22 protein-coding genes are annotated in these 21,901 nt (G+C 72.2%); 13 read left to right on the forward strand and 9 right to left on the reverse strand.

Going from position 1 to position 21,901, the window contains the following annotated elements; genetic code table 11:
- The first annotated feature begins 772 nt into the window (after window positions 1–772).
- From DEU31_RS13135 to DEU31_RS13155, 5 genes are all read left to right on the forward strand, one after another.
- Window positions 773–1,321, forward strand: a complete 549-nt coding sequence (locus DEU31_RS13135; RefSeq protein ID WP_010550963.1) for a type 1 glutamine amidotransferase domain-containing protein — start codon at window positions 773–775, stop codon at window positions 1,319–1,321.
- Between the two features lie 7 nt (window positions 1,322–1,328).
- Entirely contained in the window at window positions 1,329–1,640 is a 312-nt protein-coding gene (locus DEU31_RS13140) for an antibiotic biosynthesis monooxygenase (RefSeq protein ID WP_029360558.1), read from the forward strand.
- A gap of 354 nt (window positions 1,641–1,994) precedes the next feature.
- A complete protein-coding gene (locus DEU31_RS13145; RefSeq protein ID WP_133677477.1) occupies window positions 1,995–2,765 on the forward strand; it encodes a hypothetical protein in 771 nt (256 codons plus the stop codon).
- Window positions 2,766–2,770: 5 nt separating this feature from the next.
- Entirely contained in the window at window positions 2,771–3,196 is a 426-nt protein-coding gene (locus DEU31_RS13150) for an MmcQ/YjbR family DNA-binding protein (protein WP_347876462.1), read from the forward strand.
- A complete protein-coding gene (locus tag DEU31_RS13155; protein ID WP_010550959.1) occupies window positions 3,193–4,194 on the forward strand; it encodes an endonuclease/exonuclease/phosphatase family protein in 1,002 nt (333 codons plus the stop codon). Before DEU31_RS13150 ends, DEU31_RS13155 begins: the two co-directional genes overlap by 4 nt.
- 27 nt (window positions 4,195–4,221) lie before the next feature.
- On the opposite strand, the gene DEU31_RS13160 is transcribed toward DEU31_RS13155, so the two are convergent.
- Window positions 4,222–4,794, reverse strand: coding sequence for a YetF domain-containing protein (locus tag DEU31_RS13160; protein ID WP_157998661.1), 573 nt, complete (start codon window positions 4,792–4,794; stop codon window positions 4,222–4,224).
- A 50-nt stretch (window positions 4,795–4,844) separates the two neighbouring features.
- Window positions 4,845–5,399 carry a TetR family transcriptional regulator gene (locus tag DEU31_RS13165; protein ID WP_010550957.1) on the reverse strand — a complete coding sequence of 185 codons (555 nt, stop codon included), beginning with the start codon at window positions 5,397–5,399 and terminating at the stop codon, window positions 4,845–4,847.
- A gap of 88 nt (window positions 5,400–5,487) precedes the next feature.
- On the opposite strand from DEU31_RS13165, the gene DEU31_RS13170 reads away from it, so the two are divergent.
- Window positions 5,488–6,396: an alpha/beta hydrolase gene (locus DEU31_RS13170; RefSeq protein ID WP_133677479.1), complete on the forward strand. Its 909-nt coding sequence runs from the start codon at window positions 5,488–5,490 to the stop codon at window positions 6,394–6,396.
- A 27-nt stretch (window positions 6,397–6,423) separates the two neighbouring features.
- On the opposite strand, the gene DEU31_RS13175 is transcribed toward DEU31_RS13170, so the two are convergent.
- The 5 genes from DEU31_RS13175 to DEU31_RS13195 form a co-directional block, all read right to left on the reverse strand.
- Window positions 6,424–7,149 (reverse strand): DNA alkylation repair protein, encoded by a 726-nt coding sequence (locus DEU31_RS13175; RefSeq protein ID WP_010550955.1) that lies wholly within the window; start codon window positions 7,147–7,149, stop codon window positions 6,424–6,426.
- Window positions 7,146–7,712 (reverse strand): AAA family ATPase, encoded by a 567-nt coding sequence (locus tag DEU31_RS13180; RefSeq protein WP_010550954.1) that lies wholly within the window; start codon window positions 7,710–7,712, stop codon window positions 7,146–7,148. Before DEU31_RS13180 ends, DEU31_RS13175 begins: the two co-directional genes overlap by 4 nt.
- 112 nt (window positions 7,713–7,824) lie before the next feature.
- Window positions 7,825–9,081 (reverse strand): formamidase, encoded by a 1,257-nt coding sequence (gene fmdA, locus DEU31_RS13185; protein WP_133677480.1) that lies wholly within the window; start codon window positions 9,079–9,081, stop codon window positions 7,825–7,827.
- A gap of 58 nt (window positions 9,082–9,139) precedes the next feature.
- On the reverse strand, window positions 9,140–9,424 hold the full coding sequence (locus tag DEU31_RS13190) for a zinc ribbon domain-containing protein (protein WP_133677481.1): 285 nt from the start codon (window positions 9,422–9,424) through the stop codon (window positions 9,140–9,142).
- A gap of 172 nt (window positions 9,425–9,596) precedes the next feature.
- Entirely contained in the window at window positions 9,597–10,079 is a 483-nt protein-coding gene (locus DEU31_RS13195; protein ID WP_010550951.1) for a GNAT family N-acetyltransferase, read from the reverse strand.
- 72 nt (window positions 10,080–10,151) lie between these two features.
- Here DEU31_RS13195 and DEU31_RS13200 point away from each other — a divergent pair, with 72 nt between their 5' ends.
- Window positions 10,152–10,997, forward strand: a complete 846-nt coding sequence (locus DEU31_RS13200) for a fused MFS/spermidine synthase (RefSeq protein ID WP_133677482.1) — start codon at window positions 10,152–10,154, stop codon at window positions 10,995–10,997.
- A gap of 116 nt (window positions 10,998–11,113) precedes the next feature.
- Here DEU31_RS13200 and nagE read toward each other — a convergent pair whose 3' ends face one another.
- Entirely contained in the window at window positions 11,114–13,054 is a 1,941-nt protein-coding gene (gene nagE / locus DEU31_RS13205; RefSeq protein WP_029360548.1) for an N-acetylglucosamine-specific PTS transporter subunit IIBC, read from the reverse strand.
- Between the two features lie 376 nt (window positions 13,055–13,430).
- Between nagE and DEU31_RS13210 the strand changes: the two genes are divergently transcribed.
- Genes DEU31_RS13210 through DEU31_RS13225 form a run of 4 tightly spaced genes read left to right on the forward strand, consistent with a single transcriptional unit; the run spans window position 13,431 to window position 17,795 of the window.
- Window positions 13,431–14,156, forward strand: a complete 726-nt coding sequence (locus tag DEU31_RS13210) for a GntR family transcriptional regulator (RefSeq protein ID WP_133677483.1) — start codon at window positions 13,431–13,433, stop codon at window positions 14,154–14,156.
- Window positions 14,153–15,670 (forward strand): MmgE/PrpD family protein, encoded by a 1,518-nt coding sequence (locus DEU31_RS13215; RefSeq protein ID WP_133677484.1) that lies wholly within the window; start codon window positions 14,153–14,155, stop codon window positions 15,668–15,670. Before DEU31_RS13210 ends, DEU31_RS13215 begins: the two co-directional genes overlap by 4 nt.
- Entirely contained in the window at window positions 15,670–16,623 is a 954-nt protein-coding gene (prpB, locus tag DEU31_RS13220; RefSeq protein ID WP_133677485.1) for a methylisocitrate lyase, read from the forward strand. The genes DEU31_RS13215 and prpB overlap by 1 nt, the downstream gene beginning before the upstream one ends.
- Window positions 16,624–16,628: 5 nt before the next feature.
- Entirely contained in the window at window positions 16,629–17,795 is a 1,167-nt protein-coding gene (locus tag DEU31_RS13225; protein ID WP_133677486.1) for a bifunctional 2-methylcitrate synthase/citrate synthase, read from the forward strand.
- A 27-nt stretch (window positions 17,796–17,822) separates the two neighbouring features.
- Here DEU31_RS13225 and DEU31_RS13230 read toward each other — a convergent pair whose 3' ends face one another.
- Window positions 17,823–18,608, reverse strand: coding sequence for an FCD domain-containing protein (locus DEU31_RS13230; RefSeq protein ID WP_133677487.1), 786 nt, complete (start codon window positions 18,606–18,608; stop codon window positions 17,823–17,825).
- Between the two features lie 254 nt (window positions 18,609–18,862).
- On the opposite strand from DEU31_RS13230, the gene DEU31_RS13235 reads away from it, so the two are divergent.
- Window positions 18,863–20,548 carry an L-lactate permease gene (locus tag DEU31_RS13235; protein WP_010550943.1) on the forward strand — a complete coding sequence of 562 codons (1,686 nt, stop codon included), beginning with the start codon at window positions 18,863–18,865 and terminating at the stop codon, window positions 20,546–20,548.
- Window positions 20,549–20,595: 47 nt separating this feature from the next.
- Complete coding sequence (locus DEU31_RS13240; protein WP_133677488.1) at window positions 20,596–21,855, forward strand: alpha-hydroxy acid oxidase; 1,260 nt, start codon at window positions 20,596–20,598, stop codon at window positions 21,853–21,855.
- Window positions 21,856–21,901 lie beyond the last annotated feature (46 nt).

Raw genomic sequence — 21,901 nt, forward strand, 5'->3', positions numbered from 1 at the left:
GGCTGCGACGAGGGCGAAGACCTCGCGCAGAGAGCGCACCTGACGAGCAGGCTGCCTCGCCAGATCGGGAGCCCGAGCGCATGCCTTCCCAGCGCGGTCAGCAGACGCTCCGTGACTGCCCGACCGCAGACGGACCGGGCAGCGGCCTGCGGGCTCGCGGCGGCGAGACTCGAGATCGGACTCGGCGGCGGGGGGCCGAGACGTCGTGAGCTCCCGCCGACGACCAGGACTGCCTGCGGGCCCGCCAGGCCTGGGTCGAGATGGAGAACGATGACGTCGAGCTCGTCGACAAGAGGTCGCCATAGCCGTCGACGACTCCACGGCCGATCCCGTGCGTCGTGCCCGACCGGAGATCCGGGGACGGGCCCGAATCGCCGGATGCGATCGGCGCTGTCCCCCGGCGGCATCGAAGTCGTCGACGTCTTCGTGCTCCGGCTTCCAGGCGTCCAGAACGAGATGGCCACGTGCGGCCCGTCCCTGACCAACGAGATCTAGACTGGAATACGGGCCCGGCGCTCACATCCGGCCAGGCCCCGGTGAAGAACGACAACCGTCGATGGCGGCAGGTCATCGTCGACCACAGGGCCGAAGCTTCTTCACCGTCTCCCAGGATCCGGCCCGAGAATCGGCAGCCAACACCTGCCGGCACTCCGATGAGCGCAACGGCGACTGCACGAGAGTCGTCCTGCACCTGAACCACGTTGCCCGGTACGGACAGCGTGCGGCTCGCCCGCACGGGCAGGCCGTCACCTCCCACAGAACGGAGCAGAACATGGCAGACGAATTACGAGGGAAGCGGATCGCGATCCTGGCCGCGGACGGCGTCGAGCGCGTGGAGCTCGAGCAGCCGAGACAGGCTCTGCAGGACGCCGGGGCCACGACCGTGCTGCTCTCGCTGCACGAGGGCGAGATCAAGGCCCGCGAGAACGACCTGGACGAGGCCGGGACATTCCCGGTCGATGCCCTGGTGAAGTCCGCCTCGGCCGACGAGTACGACGCCCTGCTGCTTCCCGGCGGCACGGTCAACCCCGATCAGCTGCGCGTGGACACCGACGCAGTCGGATTCGTGCGCGACGTCATGGCCGCCGACAAGCCGGTCGCCGCGATCTGCCACGGACCGTGGACGCTGATCGAGGCCGGTGTCGCGAAGGGTCGAACGCTGACCTCGTACCCGAGCATCCGCACCGACCTGCGCAATGCCGGAGCGAACGTCGTCGACGAAGAGGTGGCGCGCGACGGGAACCTGATCACCAGCCGCTCGCCCGAGGATCTCCCGGCCTTCAACGCCGCGATGATCGAGCTGTTCAGCCAGGACAAGTGAGGAAAACATGATCAACGTTGCATTGTCGGTCGTCGTGCACGCCAAGCCCGGGAAGGAGCAGGACGTCGCGGACTTCCTCCGCAGCGCCCGACCCATCGTCGAGCAGGAGGAGGGTACGCAGGCCTGGTTCGCCCTGCAGTTCGACGAATCGACCTTCGGGATCTTCGACGTGTTCCCCGACGACGAGGCCCGCCAGACCCACCTCTCGGGTGGCGTCGGTCAGGCACTCGCTGCACAGGGAGCTGATCTGTTCAGCACCGAGCCGAGCATCCAGAACGTCGACGTGATCGCGTACAAGCTGCCCGGCGAGACCGCCTAGAGCATCAGCCTCGATTGACATCGGGGTGCGGCCCCGATCGGCTCCACAGCCGTGGCCACGGCTGTGGAGCCGATACCCGGGGCGTCCCGATCCAGGACCGTGCGAGTTGCGCTGCCCGCTGGCGGCCGATGGTCCCCTCAGCGGGGCACCCAGACCGCCATGCCGCCCCGTTGACGCATCAGCCCCTCCTCGATGGTCGGCAGGTCAGTGCTGCCTCCGTGGCCCTGCGCGCCCTCGGTGGGCCGTCGCCGAGGCCGACGGTCCCGGCGCGGACCTGCGGGCGCTCGAGGGGTCCCCGGGTGAGCTCGGGGTCGACGCCACCCCCGTTCCCGTCGGATCCCTTAGCCTCGCTGCATGTCTCCGACCACCGACCCGTCGGCCCCCGCGCCCCGCCCTGAAGACCACTCCGACGAGCCGCCCTCCTCGAGCCGCTTCCAGCGCCTGGACGGGCAGGCGGTGCGCCGCTCGGCCGCGGCGCTCGAACACCGGATCATGACCCGCTTCCCCGATCGCACTCTGTGGGAGGTGTGCCGGGAGGTGGTGGGGCTCGTGGACGAGATCAACGCCGGCACCGGCATCAGCCACCGACGGGTGCGGCTCGCCCGACTGCTCTCACGGCTCGCGATGCTCGCGGTCACGCTGTTCCTCGGCGGGGCTGTCGCGCTCGCGGCGGTGGACCTGTTCGCGGAGCGCGACGTGCTGGGCCCGCTGGACATGCTCCCGCTGCTCGAGACGATCATCAACGACCTCGTCTTCGGCGGGATCGCGGTGTTCTTCCTGCTGCGGATCCCCGAGCGGATGGAGCGGGCGCGTGTGCTGCGGATCCTGCACCGTCTGCGCTCCCTGGCCCACGTGATCGACATGCACCAGCTGACCAAGGTGCCCGAGCGGCTCGAGCGCGGCTCGCGCGAGGACGGCGGGCTGGACCTGGACCGCACGGAGCTGACCCGTTATCTCGACTTCTGCACGGAGATGCTCTCGCTCGTGGGCAAGAGCGCGGCCCTGTTCGCGGAGCGCACCACCGACGGCGACGTGCTCGACGCGGTCGAGGGCATCGAGGCGCTCACCTCGGACATGGCCCGCAAGGTGTGGCAGAAGATCGGCATCATCCAGCAGCAGGGATGAGAGGAGTGGCGTTGGACGGGACCGCGCTGCAGCAGGTGGCTCGAGCACGGGCCGAGGAGCTTCCGACCGCGAAGATGACGCTTCCGTTCGGCCCGGACTATGACGTCGCGAAGGTGCTCGGGAAGATGTTCTTGCTGCTCACCGAGGTGAAGGGGACGCCCGTCGCGGTGGTGAAGGCCGAGCCGCGCGACGCCGAGGCGCTGCGCGGGGCACACCCGGAGATCACGCCCGGCTATCACATGAACAAGCGGCACTGGATCACGCTGAGCCCCGGCGGGCTCGAGGCGGAGTTCGTGCGCGAGCTCGTCACGGACTCCTACCTGCTGGTCGTCGAGACGCTGCCGCGGGCGCGGCGGCCCGTGGATCCGCAGACCTTCCTCGCCGCCGAGGGCGGCACCGGCACCTCCTCGACCGACGGGCCGGCGACATGATCGGCCGCGCGCTCCGCGGCACGGGCTGGGTGCTGCTGGTCCTGGGCGTGCTCGGCACCGCGGCGCTGCTCGTGCTGCGGCAGGTCACCGTGATCCACACCTGGCACGAGTACCTCACCGCCGCCGCGTCGTTCATCCCATTGCTCTGGCTGCCGCTGCTGGTCGCGGCGCTAGGACTCGTGCTGCTCCTGCGCGCCCGGTGGCGACTGCTCGCCGCGGCGCTCACCCTCGTGCTCGCAGCGGTGTCGGCCTGGCCGATGCTCCCCGCCCCGGAGCGGTCGGACACCCCGCAGGTCGCCCCCGAGGGCACGCTCACCGTGCTCTCGTCGAACATCGAGTACGGCGGCGCCGACATCGACGAGATCACCCGTCTCGCCGAGCAGGGGGTGGACGCGATCGCGCTGCAGGAGGTGACGCCGGAGTTCGAGGAGGCTCTCGAGACGTCGGGCCTGCTGGAGGCCTTCCCGCATCATGTCGGCACCGCCCGCGACGATGCGGGCGGGACGATGCTGCTCTCCCGCACCCCTGTCGAGCTGGTCGACTCCACGGAGGGCACCGTCTTCGACAACCTCCTCGCCACCACGACGGTCGACGGCACGCTCTGGCACCTCGGCGTGATCCACACGGCGCCGCCGCAGATGGGCGCGGAGTCATGGACCGCCGATGCCGCTGCGGTCGGCGAGATGGTCGCGCCGTACGCCGAGGAGAACCTGCTGCTGGTCGGGGACTTCAACGCGATCGCGCAGCATCGCACGATGCGCGAGCTTACGGCCGACGGCTCCCTGCGCTCCCTCGCCGCCCCCGGGCGGGGCCGCGGAGAGGGGCTGTGGAAGCCGACATGGCCCGTCGGCCGCAGCGTGCCGCCCTTCGCCCGGATCGACCATGCGCTCGTCGGCGCCGGTGTCGAGGGCCCCGTGCCGAGCTATCTGACGATCCCGGGCACCGACCACAAGGCGCTGCGGGTGCAGGTCTCCCCCGCCGTCACGGACGGGGACTGAGCCCTCGCCCGGTCGCCGCGGCGGAGGTCAGCCGCCTGCCAGCAGCCGCTCGGGGACCAGCTCGGCACCCTCGACGTCGGCGAGGAGCGCGGGCGCGATCCGCTCCCCACGGCGGACGATCGTCAGGCCGCCGCGCTCCTCGAGGATGACGAGCTCCACCTCGGCGGGGTCGAGCACTCCCCCGATGCGCAGCCGGTCGTGCAGCCCGGCCTCCGTCAGCCGGCGTCGGCGCAGCGACTCGGCGCGACTGCGGCCCTCGAGCATCACGACGCTCGGGCGGCGGCGCATGGCCGCCGGCAGGACCGGTGCGAGGCGGCGGAACGTCCCCATCAGCGCCTCCATCACCATGAGCGTGTTCAGCACGAGCAGGGCGCCGATCATCGTCGGCGACTCCCCGAGCATCGAGCGGGCGCTGACCCCGCCGACCACGGCGAGCACCACGAAGCTCGCGGTGCTCATCGTCGCCATCAGCCGGGTGCCGGAGAGGTGCACCAGCAGCGAGAAGAACAGGTACAGCACGATCGTGGAGAGCACCACGCCCGCTGCGCCGGTCCAGCTGATGCCGAGATAGTCGTGCCAGAGCAGGTCCAGTTCGATCATGCCCACCATCATGGCAAGCGCCTGCCTCCGCCCCTGCGACTCCCCGGCCCTCAGTTCCTCGCGAGGTCGCGCACCGCGCGCTCGAGCACGGGCCGGACCTCGAGGGACGGGTCGACGGTGAGCCGGTGCAGCAGCAGTCCGTCGCACAGTGCCATCAGCGCCCGCGCGGCGGGGACGGGGTCCGGGATGCCGACGTCGGCCGTGATCCGCTCGGTCCAGGTCTCGAAGGCCGCGCGCTGTCTGCGCAGGGGCGCGGCCAGCTCCTCGTCGGCGCCGATCTCGAGGAAGAGCGCGTAGCGGGCGCGGGTGCGGGCGGCGAGGGGGCCGCTCTGCGCCTCGAGCATGCGCGCGAGCAGGTCCGCGAGCTGCGCCGGGGCGGTGAGGTCGGGGAGCGCCGAGGGGTCGGCGTCGGCCCGCTCGCGCTCGGCGATGTGGTCCACGACCCCGGCGAGGAGGGCGCGGCGGGTGCGGAACCAGTTCGAGGTCGAGCCGGCGGGCAGCTCAGCGCGGGCGTCGATCCGGGCGTGGGTGAGCGCGCGGATCCCCTCCTCGCCCAGCAGCGCGGCGGCCGCCTCGAGGCTCCGCTCCTTCGTCGTGGCCGCCATGGGCTCCCCTCTTCCTCTGCGCCCGCACTCGATCTACTATGCCCATAGTAGTCCTCGTCCCGAGGACTCCCCCTCGAGGAGCGTCGTCATGAGCGCATCCGAGTCCCTCCCCCTGGCCTCCCCCGAGGACCGCGCCTGGTCCCCGCCGCTCCCTCCGGCCGACGGCATCACCCATCGCAGGATCGCCGCGCCCGGCCTGCGCACCCATCTGGCGGAGTGCGGGCAGGGCGAGCCGGTGCTGCTCCTGCACGGGTTCCCCGAGCACTGGTGGCAGTGGCGGGACGTGGCGACGGGTCTGGCCGCCGCCGGGTACCGCGCCCTGGTCCCGGACCTTCGCGGGGCGGGGTGGACGGAGGCGGACTCCACCGCCCTCGACCGCACCTCCCGGCTGCGGGACGTGCTCGCGCTGCTGGACGCCCTCGGGATCGAGCGCGTGCGGCTGCTCAGCCACGACATGGGGGCGCTCACCGCGATGCAGCTGAGCTACGGGCATCCCGAGCGGGGGCTCTCCGCGGTGCAGCTCTCGGTGCCGCCGGCGTTCTTCGCCTTCTCCCCGCGGATCGTGCCGGGCTTCCGGCACCTGCCGCAGTTCCTGCTCCACCGGCGCGGGACCTCGCTGCGCGGGATCTTCTCCCCCGCCTATGTCGCGCGCGGCATGACGGAGGAGGTGAAGGACCACCACCTCGCGCCGCAGCGGCGCGCGGAGGTCGAGGCGGCCGTCCGCACGCTGACCTGGCGGCAGATCCTGCCCGAGGCGCTGCGGATGAGCGCCGGGGTCTATCGTCGGCGCCGCCTCGCGGTGCCGACGCTGGTGGTCTTCGGCCACCAGGACCGCCCCTGGACGGAGCCGGTGGTGCGCCGCATCAGCCGGCATGCACCGCGCTGCGCGGACCGCGTCGAGCTCGCCTTCGTCGAGGACGCCGCGCACTTCCTCACCGACGACGCGCCGGAGGAGGTCACCGCTCTGGCGCTCGACTGGTTCGCGAGGACCGGCTGATCCCGGGAGCGGGCCGCTCCGTCGGCCTCAGCGCTGCTCGGCGCGGCGCACCATCTCGTCGATCCAGAGCGGGGCGAAGGGCGAGGTGCAGTTCGGCGGGGTCGGGTAGTCCTTCAGCACCTCGAGCCGCTCGCCGATCGCGATGGCGCGCTCGCGCCGGGCCGCGTCGTGGATGCCGATCTCGGCGAGGCACTGGTTCATCGCCCACTGCAGGCGCTCGGGGGCGTCCTTCATCTCCGCCTCGATCTGGTCGAGGAGCGCATCGAGGTCGATCCCCTCGGGCGCCTCGCCTGGCGGGGTCTTCGCGATCCGGTCGCTGGTCAGCGCCCATCCGGCGCTCGCGACGACGGGGTCGGCGTCGGCGAACCAGGCCTCGCGCAGCGCCTCGCGGTGCGGGCTCTTCTTCACCATGTAGCTGACCAGCCATTCGTGGACCTTCGGCGTCGGCGCCTCGCGCAGCATCGCATCGAGCTCCTCCTCGCCGTACTGCTTCGGGCGGGAGATCAGCAGGGCCAGCAGCTTCGGGGTGGAGTCGCCGGCGGGAGCGGCCCACAGGGCGCGGGCGAGGTCTGGCCGGGTCTTCAGCCGCTTCGCGACCGCGCGGAGCTTGGTGAGGTTCACGGCGTGGTCGTCGCCGTGCTTCGCGTTCACCGCGCGCATCCGGTCGTCGGCGAGCGCGGCGAGCTCCTCGTGCAGGGCGGCGACCTCGGCCTCGAGCTCGGCGTCGGTGCGCGGGGTGGCGGCGGCGGTCATGGTCGGTGCTCCTTGCTCGCGGGAGCGTCCAGGATACGGCCGAGCGCGCCGACGAGCTCCTCGCGGGGCAGGCGGGCATCGAGCCGGTGGACGTGCGGCCGCCCCTCCAGCAGGGCGTCGAGCGCGGCGAGGTGCGCCGCGGCGTCGTCGGGGCCGACGTGGCGATCGTTCGCCGCCTGCTCGGGCCGGTCGGGCGCGGCGCGGCGGGAGGCGAGGCGCGCGGAGAGGGTCGCCTCGTCGGCCACGAGCGCGGCCTCGACGACGCGTGCCCCGGTGTCGGCGGCGAGCTGGGCGAGCTGGTCGGGGAAGGCGGGGCGGGCGAGGTACTGGCCGATCAGCACGTCGTGCCCGTCGGCCAGGTGCCTGCCGGCGAGCGCGAGGGCGAGGCGCCGTGCCTGGAGCCCGGAGCGGTGCAGGTCCTCCTCCCAGCCGCCGAGGGAGTGCTTCAGCTGGTCGACGTCGAGGGCGAGCGCGAGCGGGCGCCGGGCCGCGAGCAGCGCGGCGAGGGTGGACTTGCCGCTGCCGGGCGCGCCGTTGAGCAGCAGGAGGGCGGGGGCGGTCATCCCGGCAGTCTCTCGCGGATGCCGCGGCGGCGGCTCCGGGACTCCTCCCGGACCCGCCGCCGTCGGTCGTCGGTCGATGCTCTGCCGGCCCCTGTCGGCCGGATCCTCGGGATCAGCCGACGCTCGCGCGCGGCGCGCCGATGCCCGGATCGATCCTCTGCACCTCGCCCGACCCGGGGCGGATGTCGATGTCGAAGATGTCCAGCGGCAGGTAGACCGTCGCGCAGGCGTTGGGGATGTCCACCACACCGGAGAAACGACCCTCGATCGGCGCGGCGCCCAGCAGCAGGTAGGCCTGCTCGGCGGACCAGCCGAAGGTGGTCAGGTACTCGATCGCGTGCAGGCACGCCCGCTGGTAGGCGAGGTGCGAGTCGAGATAGCGCTGCTCGCCGTCGAGCGTCACCGAGGTGCCGGAGAAGCTCAGCCACTGCGAGTGCTGCGGGGCGGTGTTCCCCGGCATGAAGATCGCGTTCTCGGAGACGTTGTACTTCTCCATCCCGCCGGGGATCACGTCGACGTGCAGGTCGATGAACCCGCCCATCTCGATGCCGCCGCAGAAGGTGATCTCGCCGTCACCCTGGCTGAAGTGCAGGTCGCCGACGGAGAAGTTCGCCCCGTCCACGAACACCGGGTAGAAGATCCTGGTGCCGCGGGTGAGGTTCTTGATGTCCTGGTTGCCGCCGTTCTCGCGCGGCGGCGCGGTGCGGGCGGCCTCCCCCGCGACCCGGTCGAACTCGCCGTCGGGGACCCCGCCGAGGATCGCGCCGTCCGGCTCGGGCGGCAGGGCGAGTGCCGGCACGCGGTCCGGGTCGGTCGCGATCAGCGCCGCCTCGCGGGAGTTCCACCTCCCCAGCAGCTCCGGCGAGGGGGCGGTGCCCATCAGGCCGGGGTGGATCATGCCGGTGAACTCGACGCCGGGGACGTGGCGGGAGGTCGCCCTCTCCCCGCGGAAGTCCCACACGGCCTTGTAGGCGTCGGGGAACTGGTCGGTGAGGAAGCTGCCGCCGTTGCGCTTGGCGAAGATGCCGGTGTAGCCCCAGCCCTGCCCCGCGAGCGGGCCGTCGTCCTCCTGCGGGATCGGGCCGACGTCGAGGATGTCCACGATCAGCAGGTCGCCGGGCTTCGCCCCCTCGATGCGAAAGGGGCCCGAGAGGGTGTGGACGGTGTGCAGGGGCGCGGTGGCGACGTCCTCGGCGGAGTCGTCGTTCTTGATGTAGCCGTCGAACCACTCGCGGCAGTCCACGCGGAAGGTGTCGCCGGGCTTGACGCTGACGGCCGGCGGGATGTCCGGGTGCCAGCGGTTGTGACCGAGGATCTTCTGCTCGGTGAAGGGCTTCGCGGAGTCGAGGGGGAACACGTTCTGGGGCATGCTTCTCCTTCCACAGCGACGGGTCCGCGGATCGGCCCCGCCGGGTCCTGGGCCGGTCTCAGGGACGCGGCAGCCGCGCGTGGCGCGGGTCCGTCGAGGTGCGGGTCGCGGCGGGGCGGACCCCGGGGACGCGGTCGACGACGGCGGGTTCGTGGGCGCTGCTCGCGGCGCGGTCCAGCAGGTGTCCGGCGGTCGAGCCGAGCCGGCCGAGGCGCGGGGCGCTCATCCGCCGACGGGCCGGCGCACCGCAGTCGGGGCAGAGGAGGTCCTCGTCGCGGGCGCTGATGGGCACCGAGCGCTCGTACTCGTGCGCGCTCTGGCAGCGGAACTCGTAGATCGGCACCGGACCCTCCTGTCGCCTGCGTCACATCGCCGGGATGGGCCCACCATAGGCAACTCGCGGCGGTTCCGCGACGACTTCGACGACCGGGCGGTCGCCGGGCGGGAGCGCGGCGGGAGTCGGGTCGGAGCGGGGCCGGTGCCGGGCTCGGAGCAGGGACTGGGCGGGAGCCGGCTCAGAGCGGGAGCTTGAACCCGAAGTGGCTCGGGGCGTACCCGAGCCGGGTGTAGAAGCGGTGGGCGTCCGTGCGAGCCGCATCGGTGGTGAGCTGGGCGAGCGCGGCGCCGCGCTCGCGCCCCCAGCCATGGACCCACTGCATCAGCGCGGACCCGAGGCCGCTCCCCCGCGCGTCGGCGGCCACGCGCACCGACTCGATCTGCAGGCGCAGCGACCCTCCGCGGGAGAGGGACGGCAGCAGGGTGAGCTGCAGCGTGGCGAGCAGCGCGCCCGCCTCGTCGCGCGCCGCGAGCAGGAGATGCGCGGGATCCTGGTCGATCGCCGCGAAGGCCCGGCGATAGGGGCCGAGCTCCGGGGCCTCCCGCTCCCGGCCCAGCACGTCGTCGGCGAGCAGCGCGACGAGCTCGGGCAGGTCCGCCTCGCGCGCGCGGTGCAGTGCGACGGGGCCGGTGGGGAGGTCCAGGATGTCCAGAGCGGTCATGACGCCATTGTGCGTGTGCCCGTCAGGAGGTGGGCACGCGCTCCGGGTACCCGTCCTCGGCACAATGGCCCCATGAACGCGTCTCCGTCCTCCGCCACGCCCTTCTCCCCCGGCACGCCCCGCAGCGCGCAGCTGTCCTTCTCGGACCAGCCGGCCTGGATCGTCGCCGACGAGGTGGTGGGCGGATGGACCCTCCTCATCGGCGGCGTGGAGCAGTCTCACGTGGACCTCGAGGACCCGACGCGGCTCGTCCACGAATACCTGCGCCGGATGGGCAACGTGCTGGACCAGGTGCGGCCGGCCGGGGAACCGCTGCGCATCGCGCACCTCGGCGGCGGGGCGCTGACCCTGGTCCGCTACGTGCAGGCGACCAGGCCCGGCTCCGCGCAGCTGGTGATCGAGATCGAGCGGGAGCTGCCCACCCTCGTCACCACCGCGCTGCCGCTGCCGGAGGGCACGGAGCTCGAGGTGGTCATCGGGGACGCCCGCGAGGAGCTCGCCGCGCTCGGGGAGCGGGAGTTCGACGTGATCGTGCTCGACGTCTTCTCCGGCCAGGACTCCCCCGCCCATCTCGCCGAGGCCGCGTCCTACCGCGAAGCCCTCTCCCACCTGGGGGCCGACGGGCTGCTGATGGTGAACGTCGGCGACGACGCGGGGCAGCTCTTCCTCGCCGCGCAGGTGCGGGAGCTCGAGGCCGCCGCTGCGGTGGTGGGCGTGCCGGGGGTGTGGACGCTCACCGATGCGCAGCTGCTGACCCGCCCGGCCGACGGGAACATGGTGCTGCTGGCCGGCGGTGCGCTCGCCTCCCCGGCGGTCGAGGACTGGCGCGCAGCCTGGCTCGCGGCCGGGCCGCACCCGGCCGCCGTGCTGGATCCTCACGAGACCGAGGAGGCCGTCGGCCGCGTCGGCCACTCCTGACAGGTCGCCCCCGTCCGCCCGCCCCTGCCCGGCCGGTGCAGACGGGCCGGCCCCGCCCGGGACGATGACGGCCGCCGCCCCGCTGACGGGGCGACGGCCGTCGTGGCGAGATCGGCTCAGACCAGCTCGATCCGGGCGCCGGGATCGTTCATCACGATCACCGGGGTCACGGTCGGGTGCCCGGCCGCGCGGATCGCGGCGAGGTCGGCGCGCAGCAGCGGCGTGCCGGCGACGACGCGGTCTCCCGTCTGCACGAGGGTCTCGAAGCCGTGCCCCTTCATCTCCACGGTGTCCAGGCCCACATGGATCAGCACCTCGACGCCGTCCTCGAGGGTCAGCGCGACGGCGTGACCGGTGGGGAACACGTGGGCGACGGTGCCCTCGGCCGGGGCGAGCACGAGCCCGTCGCTCGGCTCGATCGCGATGCCGGGACCCATGACCCCCTGGGCGAAGGTCGGGTCCGGCACCTGGTCGAGCGGCACCGAGGTGCCCTCGACGGGCCGGCGCAGGCGCACGAGGGAGGAGGCCCGCAGCGCGGTGGCGCTCCCGCCTCCCGCCTCGTCGGCGTCCTGCTCCTCGAGGGCGCGGACGTCCTCCTCGAGGACGGGCCGGTCCGTGCCGCTCATGATCCGCTCCATCGCGTCCTTCACGAACTGGACGGAGGTCCCGTAGATCACCTGGACGGAGTGCCCGCCGGGCTTCATGGTCCCGGCGGCGCCCGCGCGCTTCAGCGCCGCCTCGTCGACCTTGGAGACGTCCGCGAGCTCCATCCGCAGGCGCGTCGCGCAGTTCTCGAGGTCGGTGATGTTCGAGGCGCCGCCGAGGGCGGCGAGGAAGGCGGTCGCGGTCGCGGCGTACCTGCCGTCGCTCGCGGCGTCCTCCCCCTCGACCCGGCCGTCGAAGGAGTCGTCGCGGCCGGGGGTCTTCAGGTCGAACCTGAGGATGATCCAGCGGAAGGCGAGGAAGTAGACGGCGAACCAGAAGATGCCCATCAGCGGGATCGCCCACGGGTTCTGCGCCATGGGGTTCACCCAGCCGAGGACCAGGTCGATGAACCCGCCGGAGAAGCCGAAGCCCATCCGCACCGGCAGCAGCGCGCTGATCGCCATGGAGATGCCGGTGAACAGCGCGTGGAGCACGTACAGGCCGGGGGCGAGGAACATGAACGCGAACTCGAGCGGCTCGGTCACGCCCACGAAGAACGCGGCGACGGCGCTGGAGAAGAGCACGCCCGCGGCGACCTTGCGCCGCGAGGTCCTCGCGGTGACGTACATGGCCAGCGCCGCACCGGGCAGGCCGAACATCATGATCGGGAAGAAGCCGGTCATGTACTGGCCGGTGACGCCGTAGGTGCCGGAGCCGTCCAGGAAGTTGCCCAGGTCGTTGATGCCGGCCACGTCGAACCAGAACACGGAGTTCAGCGCGTGGTGCAGGCCCAGCGGGATCAGCAGGCGGTTGAGGAAGCCGTAGAGGCCCACGCCCACCGGCCCGAGCGTCAGGATGAACTCGCCGAAGGCGACCAGCCCGCCGAAGGCCAGCGGCCAGACGAAGAACAGCACGAGCGCGAGCACGAGGGATAGGCCCGCGGAGACGATCGCGACGGAGCGGCGACCGGAGAAGAAGGCGAGGGCGTCCGGCAGCTCGGTCTCCTTGAAACGGTCGTAGGACCAGGCGCCGATGAGGCCGCACAGGATGCCCACGAAGACGTTCTCGAGGTTCGAGAAGGCGAGGTCCACCTCCGCCTCGTCGATGCCCTGGAACAGGGCGACGTTCTCAGCGGACAGGAGCGTGGTCACCACCAGCCAGGAGACGAGGCCGGCGAGGGCGGAGGTGCCGTCGGGTTTGGTGGCCATGCCGAGCGAGACGCCGATCGCGAACAGCAGCGGCAGGTTGTCCAGGAGCGCGCCGCCGGCGGTCTGGAAGAACACGCCGACGAGGTTCGCGTCGTTCCCGGTGGCGGTGAGGATCCAGTAGCCGATCCCGCTGAGGATCGCGGCGACGGGGAGGACGGCCACGGGCAGCATCAGCGATCTGCCCAGGCGCTGGAAGAACTTCATCGTTGCCTCTCGGAGGTGGGGCACGACGGAGCCCGCGGCAGGGCCGCGAGGCGGAGCGCGCCCGAGGATGGTCAGGGTCGGTGCGGGGCGCGGCGGGTCCCGCTCCCCGGTCCGGGATCGCGCCGACGTGCGGTGGCGGCGCGGCAGGACCTGCCAGGCGCCCGTCGGACCGGCGGCGTCGCCGAGCAGGGTCCCGGTGCGGGGGCCGACGGCGGTCTCGGGCCGCGTGGACGCTATCACGCCGGTTCCCCGGTCCCGACGGACCGGGCTCCGGACGACGAGCCATTCCCCGCGCAGTGCATACATCGACGGCACGATTCCCCCGGAATCACCGTTGCTCTCGCACAGGGGCTGCGACTCTGCATACACTCGTGCCATGCGGGCCAGTGACCGCGCCTACACGGCGCTGCGCGAGGAGATCATCGACGGCTCCCTCGCGCCCGGCGCCGTGCTGGGCGAGGTCGAGCAGTCCCGGCGCCTGGGCCTGTCCCGCACCCCGCTGCGCGAGGCCCTGGCCCGACTGGTCTCCGACGGGCTCGCCGAGCCTGCCGCGGGCCGCGGGATCGTCGTCACCGCCGTCTCCCTCGAGGAGGCCGCTCCGCTGTTCGACCTCCGCATCGCGCTGGAGACCCTCGCCGCCCGTCGAACGGCGGAGCGCATAGCACGGTCCGACGGGATATCCGGCGCGCGGGGCGGGGCCGACGCCTTCGCCGCTCTCGCCGACCGCTTCGCGCAGGCGCGCGGCCTCCTCGCCGCCGGCACCGACCCCACCGCCTACTACGCCCTGACCCGCGAGCTCGACGCCGCGCTGGACACCGCCTGCGGGAACGCCTATCTCGCCGAGTCCCTGCGCGGTCTCCGCCTGCACCTGGGCCGGCTGCGACGGCTGGCGCGCAACTCCCCGGACCGCCTCGCCGACTCCGCCCGCGAGCACGCCGACATCGCCCGCGCGATCGCCTCGGGGGATCCCGAGCTCGCCGCGGCGAGCACCCTCGTCCACCTCCGCCGCGCCCTCGCCCACCTGCAGGGCGCCGGCATCCCCACCGACTCCACCGCACTCGCCGCATCCGCCGAACCCGCCCACCAGGAGGCCACCGCATGATCGACCACGACGTCCGCGTCCACCGCTCCGAGGAGAACCTCGCCCACGAGGACCAGCTGGCCTGGAAGATGGCGCAGGTCGCCGTCGACCCGGCCGAGGTCGAGCCCGAGGTCGCCGAGATGGTGATCAACCGCGTCATCGACAACGCCGCCGTCGCCGTCGCCTCCCTCGCGCGCGCCCCGATCGTCTCCGCCCGCGCCCAGGCGCTCAGCCATCCCGTCCCCGCCGGCGGCACCGGCTCGAGCGTCTTCGGCCTCGAGACGCGCACCTCCCCCGAATGGGCCGCCTGGGCCAACGGCGTCGCCGTGCGCGAGCTCGACTACCACGACACCTTCCTGGCCGCGGACTACTCCCACCCCGGTGACAACATCCCGCCGCTGCTGGCCGTCGCGGAGCACGCCGGCCGCACCGGCGCCGAGCTGCTGCGCGGCATCACCACCGGCTACGAGCTGCAGGTGGACCTGGTGCGCGCGATCTGCCTGCACGAGCACAAGATCGATCACGTCGCCCACCTCGGCCCGTCGGCCGCCGCCGGGATCGGCACGCTGCTGGGCCTTCCCGCGGAGACGATCTTCCAGGCGATCGGGCAGGCGCTGCACACCACCACTGCCACCCGCCAGTCCCGCAAGGGCGAGATCTCCACCTGGAAGGCGCACGCCCCCGCCTTCGCCGGGAAGATGGCCGTGGAGGCGGTGGACCGCGCGATGCGCGGCCAGACCTCCCCGGTCCCGATCTACGAGGGCGAGGACGGGGTGATCGCCTGGCTGCTGGGCGGCCCGGACGCCCGCTACATGGTGCCGCTGCCCGGGCCCGGCGAGGCCAAGCGCTCGATCCTGGACACCTACACCAAGGAGCACTCGGCCGAGTACCAGGCGCAGGCCTGGATCGACCTGGCACGGCGCCTGCATGCCGAGCACCCCGAGCTCGCCGACCCCGCGAACGTCGACTCGATCCTGCTGCGCACCTCGCACCACACCCACTTCGTGATCGGCTCGGGCGCGAACGACCCCCAGAAGTACGACCCGACCGCGTCCCGCGAGACGCTCGACCACTCGATCCCGTACATCTTCACGGTCGCCCTGCAGGACGGGACCTGGCACCACGTCGATTCCTACGCCCCCGAGCGCGCCGCCCGCGAGGACACCGTCGCGCTGTGGCAGAAGGTCACCACCGAGGAGGACGCGGAGTGGACCCGCCGCTACCACTCCCTGGACCTCACCGAGAAGGCCTTCGGCGGCGAGGTCGTGATCACCCTGGCCGACGGCACGACGCTGCGCGACGAGATCGCGGTGGCCGATGCGCACCCCCAGGGCGCCCGCCCCTTCGCCCGCAGGCAGTACGTCGACAAGTTCCGCAGCCTCGCCGACGGCGTGCTCGAGGAGCGCGAGATCGCCCGCTTCCTCGACGCCGCGGAGAACCTCGCCGCGCTGCCCGCCGGGGAGCTGCACCGCCTGAACGTCCTGGCCGCGCCCGGCGTGATCGACCCGTCGGCCGCCCCGAAGGGACTGTTCTGATGCTGTCCTCGACCCGCACCCCCGCCCAGAAGCGCCAGGACCTGCGCTCCCTGCTCACCCCCGGTGCGGCCGCCCCGTTCCCCGGCGCGTTCACACCGCTGTCCGCGAAGCTCATCGAGGAGAAGGGCTTCCCAGGCGCGTACATCTCAGGAGCCGTGATCGCGAACGAGCTGGGCCTGCCGGACACCGGCCTGACCACCCTCAGCGAGGTCGCGACGCGCGGCGCCCAGATCGCCCGCGCCACCGACCTGCCCTGCCTGGTCGACGCCGACACCGGCTTCGGCGAGCCGATGAACGTGGCCCGCACGATCCAGGAGCTCGAGGACGCAGGGCTCGCCGGCTGCCACATCGAGGACCAGGTCAACCCCAAGCGCTGCGGGCACCTGGACGGCAAGACCATGGTCGACCTCGACACGGCGACCAAGCGGATCCGCGCCGCCGCCGACGGCAGGCGCGACCCCGGCTTCCTGGTCATGGCCCGCACCGATCTGCGTGCGACCGACGGCCTGCCCGCCGCGATCGACCGGATGAAGGCGCTGGTGGACGCGGGAGCCGAGGCGATCTTCCCCGAGGCGCTGGCGGACCTCGGCGAGTTCGAGCAGGTCTGCGCGGCGCTGGACGTCCCGGTGCTGGCGAACATGACCGAGTTCGGGAAGTCCCAGCTGCTCACCCGCGAGCAGCTCGCCGAGGCGGGCGTCGCGATGGTGATCTATCCGGTCACCCTGCTGCGCGCCGCGATGGGCGCGACCGAGCGGGTGCTGGAGACGATCCTGGAGACCGGCACGCAGGAATCCCGTGTCCCGGAGATGCTCACGCGTGCGCGGCTGTACGAACTGGTGGACTATGAGTCCTACAGCCGCTTCGACGCCTCGGTCTTCGACTTCGAGGTCCCCGCCGCGCACGGCACCGACCCGCACGCCCCCGACCGGACACCGCCGTCGACGAAGGAGTGAGCCCCATGAACCACGCCACCGACACCTCCGAGATCAGGAAGGGCCTGAACGGCGTCGTCGCCGACGTCTCCGCGATCTCGAAGGTGAACCCCGAGACCAACTCGCTGCTCTACCGCGGCTATCCCGTCCCGCAGCTCGCCGCGACGCAGTCCTTCGAGGCGGTCGCCCATCTGCTGTGGACCGGGGAGCTGCCCGACGCGGACGAGCTCACCGCGCTGCAGGGACGCTTCCGCGCCCACCGCGACCTCGACCCGACGGTCAAGCAGGCCCTCGATGCGCTGCCGACGACCTGCCACCCGATGGACTCGGTGCGCACGGCCGTCTCGGTCCTCGGGGCACGAGATCCCGAGGCCGACGACTCCTCTCCCGGGAGCGAGCTCGCCAAGGCCGAACGGCTCACTGCGCAGCTGCCGGCCGTGATCGCCTACGAGCAGCGTCGGCGCCGCGCCGGCGGACCGACCGAGCCGGTCCCGGCCCGCGAGGACCTCGACCACTCCCAGAACTTCCTGTGGATGACCTTCGGCGAGGAGGCGGCGCCGGAGGTGGTCGACGCCTTCCGCGTCTCGCTGATCCTCTACGCCGAGCACTCCTTCAATGCCTCGACCTTCACCGCGCGCGTGATCACCTCGACCCTCGCCGACCTCCACTCGGCCGTGACCGGGGCGATCGGCGCGCTCAAGGGCCCGCTGCACGGCGGGGCGAACGAGGCGGTCATGCACACCTTCGACGAGATCGGGATCCGGCCCGAGGAGTCCGGCGCCGAAGCGAAGGAGCGGGCGAAGGCCTGGATGGAGGACGCGCTCGCGCAGAAGAAGAAGGTGATGGGCTTCGGCCACCGCGTCTACAAGCACGGCGACTCGCGCGTGCCCACCATGAAGCAGGCGCTGGACGCGATGATCGCCCACACCGGCCGCGACGAGATCCTGGGCCTGTACGACGGGCTCGAGCAGGCGATGGACGAGGCCAAGGGCATCAAGCCGAACCTCGACTATCCCGCCGGTCCCGTCTACCACCTGATGGGCTTCGACACCGAGCTGTTCACGCCGCTGTTCATCGCGGCGCGGGTGACCGGGTGGACGGCCCATGTGATGGAGCAGCGGGCGTCGAACGCGCTGATCCGTCCGCTGTCGCAGTACGACGGGGTGGACGAGCGGCCGGTCCCCGGCGCCTGATCCGGCCTGCGCCGCGAGGCGTGGCGCTCAGGCGCCGGGGAGGTCGGGCAGGGCCGCGGCGGCTGCGCGGATGTGCTCCGCGGTCAGTCTCGCGGCCTCCTCCGACTCCCCCGCCCGGAGCGCGTCGAGGATCTCGCGGTGCTGGGCGCGGAGCATGCCGGCCATCGCGTCCCAGTCCTCGACCTTGGTGAAGGCCTCGAGGATCGGCGCGCGCAGCGAGGCGCGGATCGCCCCGGTCATCTCCGCGAACAGCGCATTGCCCCCGGCCCGCGCGATCGCGACGTGGAACTCGGTGTCCGCGTCGTTGAAGTCCTCGCGGCTCGCACCGGGACGGTCCATCCTCGCCAGGAGCTCCTCGAGCTCCGCGAGCGCCTCCGCGTCCGCGCGCTCCGCGGCGAGCGCGGCGCTGGCCCGTTCGAGCAGGACCCTCGTCTCGACCACGTCGTGGACGGGGAAGTTCGCGAGGGCGACGTGCAGTCGCAGGAAGCGCTCGAGGGCGGCGCGGGGCAGCGCGGCGACGAAGGTGCCGGCCCCGCGTCCGGAGCCGACCTCGGAGCGGAGCACCCCGTGGGCCTCGAGCACCCGGATCGCCTCGCGCACCCCGGTGCGGCTCACCTGCAGCCGGGAGGCGAGCTCCCGCTCGGGCGGGAGCAGGTCCCCGACGGCCAGCGCACCGCTCATGATCTGGTCCTCGATCGCGTCGATCACCAGCTCGTGGGTGCTGCGACGGGACACGGGTCCCCAGGCCGCGCCGCCGGCCCCGGCCGTGCTCCGATGCGGTCCGACCTCCGAGAGGTGCGCGTTCTCGACCATGGGCCCGTTCTAGCACAGCCGGCTCCGCGCGTGCACGGCCCCTCTCTCCGACGACCCGCGCTCGACGCGTCACGCCCCGGGCCCGTCCCGTCCGGGACTCCCCGGGGCTTGCCTCGCCGCCGCCCTGGCCCTACCATCGCTATGTGGTCGGACCACACCGTGGTCCCCCGCTCCCACTCCCCTCACGACTCACCAGGCACGACATCGACGGCGATGCAGTGCAGCACCGCCGCTGACGTGCCTCGGAGGTTCCCATGTACACCCCAGACCTCGCACCGCTGGCCGGCAGCCTGATGCTGTCCTCGCTCGTCGCGATCCTGCCGCTGCTGACGATCTTCGTGACCCTCGGCGTGCTGCGCTGGAAGGCCCACTGGGCGGGCCTGTCCGCGCTCGCCGTCGCCGGCCTCGTCGCCGCGCTCGTCTACGGCATGCCCCTGGACCTCGTCGCCCTCTCCGCCTCTCAGGGCTTCGCCTTCGGCCTCTTCCCGATCATGTGGATCGTGCTGAACGCGATCTGGCTGTACGAGCTCACCGTTCGCAGCGGACGCTTCGAGGACCTCCGCCTGGTGATCGACAAGATCTCCGACGACCCCCGGGTCCAGGCCATCATCATCGCCTTCTGCTTCGGCGGACTGCTCGAGGCCCTCGCCGGCTTCGGCGCCCCCGTCGCGATCACCGGCGTGATGCTGATGGCCGTCGGCTTCACCGCGATGCGCGCCGCGACCGTGGTGCTCATCGCCAACACCGCCCCGGTCGCCTTCGGCGCGATCGCGATCCCGATCATCACCGCCGGCAACCTCACCGGCATCCCCTACCAGCACATCGGCGCGATCATCGGCCACCAGGCGCCGTTCCTCGCCGCCGTGGTGCCGCTGTTCCTGGTGCTGCTGGTCGACGGCCGACGCGGGGTGCGCCAGCTGTGGCCGCTCGCGCTCGTGGTCGGCCTCGTCTTCGCGATCAGCCAGTACGTCTCCTCGAACTTCATCTCCGTCGAGCTCACCGACATCATCGCCTCCCTCGCCGGGCTCGGCGCCGCGGTGCTCATGCTGCGCGTGTGGACGCCCGTCGGCGGGAAGGACGCCCTGGCGAACATGCGTCGCGAGCGCGAGACCGAGCAGGCCGACGCCCCGCAGGACGCGACCGGCGGCGGCGCAGTCGCCACCCGCACCCGACCCGACACCGCCCTGACCCCGGGCCGCGTGCTGATGGCCCTGTTCCCCTACCTGCTGGTGATCCTCGTCTTCTCCGCCTCGAAGCTGGTGCCCGCGCTGAACGCCTTCCTCGCCTCGACGGATCTGAAGATCCATTGGCCGGGCTTGGACGGCCGGGTGCTCACCGCCGCCGGGGAGGTCTCCACCAGCACCGTGTACACCCTCCAGTGGCTCTCCTCGCCGGGCACCCTGCTGCTGCTCACCGGGATCGTGGTGGCGCTCGTCTACCGACTCAGCGCGCGGGACGCCGTCGACGTGTACGTCACCAACCTCGCGAAGATGCGCTGGTCGATCCTCACCGTCGCCGCAGTGCTCGCGCTCGCCTACGTCATGAACCAGTCGGGCCAGACGATCACCATCGGCACATGGATCGCCGGCACCGGCGCCGCCTTCGCCTTCCTCTCCCCGATCCTGGGCTGGCTCGGCACCGCGGTCACCGGCTCGGACACCAGCGCCAACGCCCTGTTCGCGACGCTCCAGCAGACCGCCGCCGAGAAGGCCGGCCTCGACCCGGCGCTGCTGGTGGCCGCGAACACCTCCGGCGGCGTGGTCGGCAAGATGATCAGCCCCCAGAACCTCACCATCGCGGCCACGGCAGTGGGCCTGGTCGGTCAGGAGTCCGCGATCTTCCGCCGTGTGATCTGGTGGAGCCTCGGCATGCTCGTCGCGCTGTGCCTGCTGGTCGGGCTGCAGTCGAACGTGCTGTCCTGGATGATCCCCGTCCCCTGACCCGCTCCCGCACGCCCGATACGACCGTCCGACACGAAGGAGGACCCATGGTCCAGCGTCAGATCCCCCGCCCCTCCGAGCTCCTCGAGCTCATGAAGTTCAAGAAGATCGACCTCGACCCCAAGCGGCGACGGCTCTCCTCGGCGCTCACGATCGAGGACCTGCGCACGATCGCGAAGCGTCGCACTCCCGCCGCGGCCTTCGACTACACCGACGGCGCCGCCGAACGGGAGATCTCGATGCGCCGTTCCGTCGAGGCCTTCGAGGACATCGAGTTCCACCCCTCGATCCTGAACGACGTCTCCTCGGTGGACACCACCACCCAGATCCTCGGCGGAAGCTCCGCGCAGCCCTTCGGCATCGCCCCCACCGGCTTCACCCGCCTGATGCAGACCGAGGGCGAGATCGCAGGTGCCTCGGCGGCCGGCGAGGCCGGCATCCCCTTCACCCTCTCGACGCTCGGCACGACCTCGATCGAGCACGTCAAGGAGGCGAACCCGCTGGGTCGCAACTGGTTCCAGCTCTACGTGATGCGCCAGCGGGAGATCTCCTACGGCCTGGTCGAGCGCGCGGCCGAGGCGGGCTTCGACACCCTCTTCTTCACGGTGGACACCCCCGTGGCCGGTGCGCGGCTGCGCGACTACCGCAACGGGTTCTCGATCCCGCCGCAGCTCAGCCTCGGCACCGTCGTCAACGCGATCCCGCGCCCCTGGTGGTGGTGGGACTTCCTGACCACGGCGAAGCTCGAGTTCGCCTCACTCTCGGAGACCGGCGGCACCGTCGGGGAGCTGCTGAACTCCGCGATGGATCCCTCGATCGACTTCGAGGACCTCGCCGAGATCCGGAAGATGTGGCCCGGGAAGTTCGCGGTCAAGGGGGTCCAGACCCTCGAGGACGCGAAGAAGCTCGCCGACCTCGGCGTCGACGCGGTCGTGCTCTCCAACCACGGCGGCCGCCAGCTGGACCGCGCCCCCGTGCCCTTCCATCTTCTGCCCGAGGTGTCCCGCGAGATCGGCAAGGACGTCGAGATCATCCTGGACACCGGCATCCGCAGCGGTGCCGACATCGTCGCCGCGATCGCGCTCGGCGCCGACTTCACGATGATCGGCCGCGCCTACCTCTACGGGCTCATGGCCGGCGGCAAGGAGGGCGTGGACCGCACCATCGAGATCCTCGCGAGCCAGGTCGAGCAGACCATGAAGCTGCTGCAGGTCCCCACCCTCGCCGATCTCGGCCCCCAGCACGTCACGCAGCTCAGCCGCCTCACCCGCCTCGGCGAGGAGGAGAGTCGCCCCCGGGTGCTCTGACCGCCCCGCCGCCCGTGTACATCTGCGGCGCGGAGTCCTAGGGTCG

The organism is Brachybacterium sp. AG952, from assembly GCF_004362645.1.
Taxonomy (GTDB): Bacteria; Actinomycetota; Actinomycetes; order Actinomycetales; family Dermabacteraceae; genus Brachybacterium; species Brachybacterium conglomeratum.

Bases quoted from the DNA above. Each gene is read 5' to 3' on its own strand.
- DEU31_RS13135 (WP_010550963.1), top strand. From the start codon at position 773: ATGGCAGACGAATTACGAGGGAAGCGGATCGCGATCCTGGCCGCGGAC.
- DEU31_RS13140 (WP_029360558.1), top strand. From the start codon at position 1,329: ATGATCAACGTTGCATTGTCGGTCGTCGTGCACGCCAAGCCCGGGAAG.
- DEU31_RS13145 (WP_133677477.1), top strand. From the start codon at position 1,995: ATGTCTCCGACCACCGACCCGTCGGCCCCCGCGCCCCGCCCTGAAGAC.
- DEU31_RS13155 (WP_010550959.1), top strand. From the start codon at position 3,193: ATGATCGGCCGCGCGCTCCGCGGCACGGGCTGGGTGCTGCTGGTCCTG.
- DEU31_RS13160 (WP_157998661.1), bottom strand. From the start codon at position 4,794: ATGATCGAACTGGACCTGCTCTGGCACGACTATCTCGGCATCAGCTGG.
- DEU31_RS13165 (WP_010550957.1), bottom strand. From the start codon at position 5,399: ATGGCGGCCACGACGAAGGAGCGGAGCCTCGAGGCGGCCGCCGCGCTG.
- DEU31_RS13170 (WP_133677479.1), top strand. From the start codon at position 5,488: ATGAGCGCATCCGAGTCCCTCCCCCTGGCCTCCCCCGAGGACCGCGCC.
- DEU31_RS13175 (WP_010550955.1), bottom strand. From the start codon at position 7,149: ATGACCGCCGCCGCCACCCCGCGCACCGACGCCGAGCTCGAGGCCGAG.
- DEU31_RS13180 (WP_010550954.1), bottom strand. From the start codon at position 7,712: ATGACCGCCCCCGCCCTCCTGCTGCTCAACGGCGCGCCCGGCAGCGGC.
- fmdA (WP_133677480.1), bottom strand. From the start codon at position 9,081: ATGCCCCAGAACGTGTTCCCCCTCGACTCCGCGAAGCCCTTCACCGAG.
- DEU31_RS13195 (WP_010550951.1), bottom strand. From the start codon at position 10,079: ATGACCGCTCTGGACATCCTGGACCTCCCCACCGGCCCCGTCGCACTG.
- DEU31_RS13200 (WP_133677482.1), top strand. From the start codon at position 10,152: ATGAACGCGTCTCCGTCCTCCGCCACGCCCTTCTCCCCCGGCACGCCC.
- nagE (WP_029360548.1), bottom strand. From the start codon at position 13,054: ATGAAGTTCTTCCAGCGCCTGGGCAGATCGCTGATGCTGCCCGTGGCC.
- DEU31_RS13210 (WP_133677483.1), top strand. From the start codon at position 13,431: ATGCGGGCCAGTGACCGCGCCTACACGGCGCTGCGCGAGGAGATCATC.
- DEU31_RS13215 (WP_133677484.1), top strand. From the start codon at position 14,153: ATGATCGACCACGACGTCCGCGTCCACCGCTCCGAGGAGAACCTCGCC.
- prpB (WP_133677485.1), top strand. From the start codon at position 15,670: ATGCTGTCCTCGACCCGCACCCCCGCCCAGAAGCGCCAGGACCTGCGC.
- DEU31_RS13225 (WP_133677486.1), top strand. From the start codon at position 16,629: ATGAACCACGCCACCGACACCTCCGAGATCAGGAAGGGCCTGAACGGC.
- DEU31_RS13230 (WP_133677487.1), bottom strand. From the start codon at position 18,608: ATGGTCGAGAACGCGCACCTCTCGGAGGTCGGACCGCATCGGAGCACG.
- DEU31_RS13235 (WP_010550943.1), top strand. From the start codon at position 18,863: ATGTACACCCCAGACCTCGCACCGCTGGCCGGCAGCCTGATGCTGTCC.
- DEU31_RS13240 (WP_133677488.1), top strand. From the start codon at position 20,596: ATGGTCCAGCGTCAGATCCCCCGCCCCTCCGAGCTCCTCGAGCTCATG.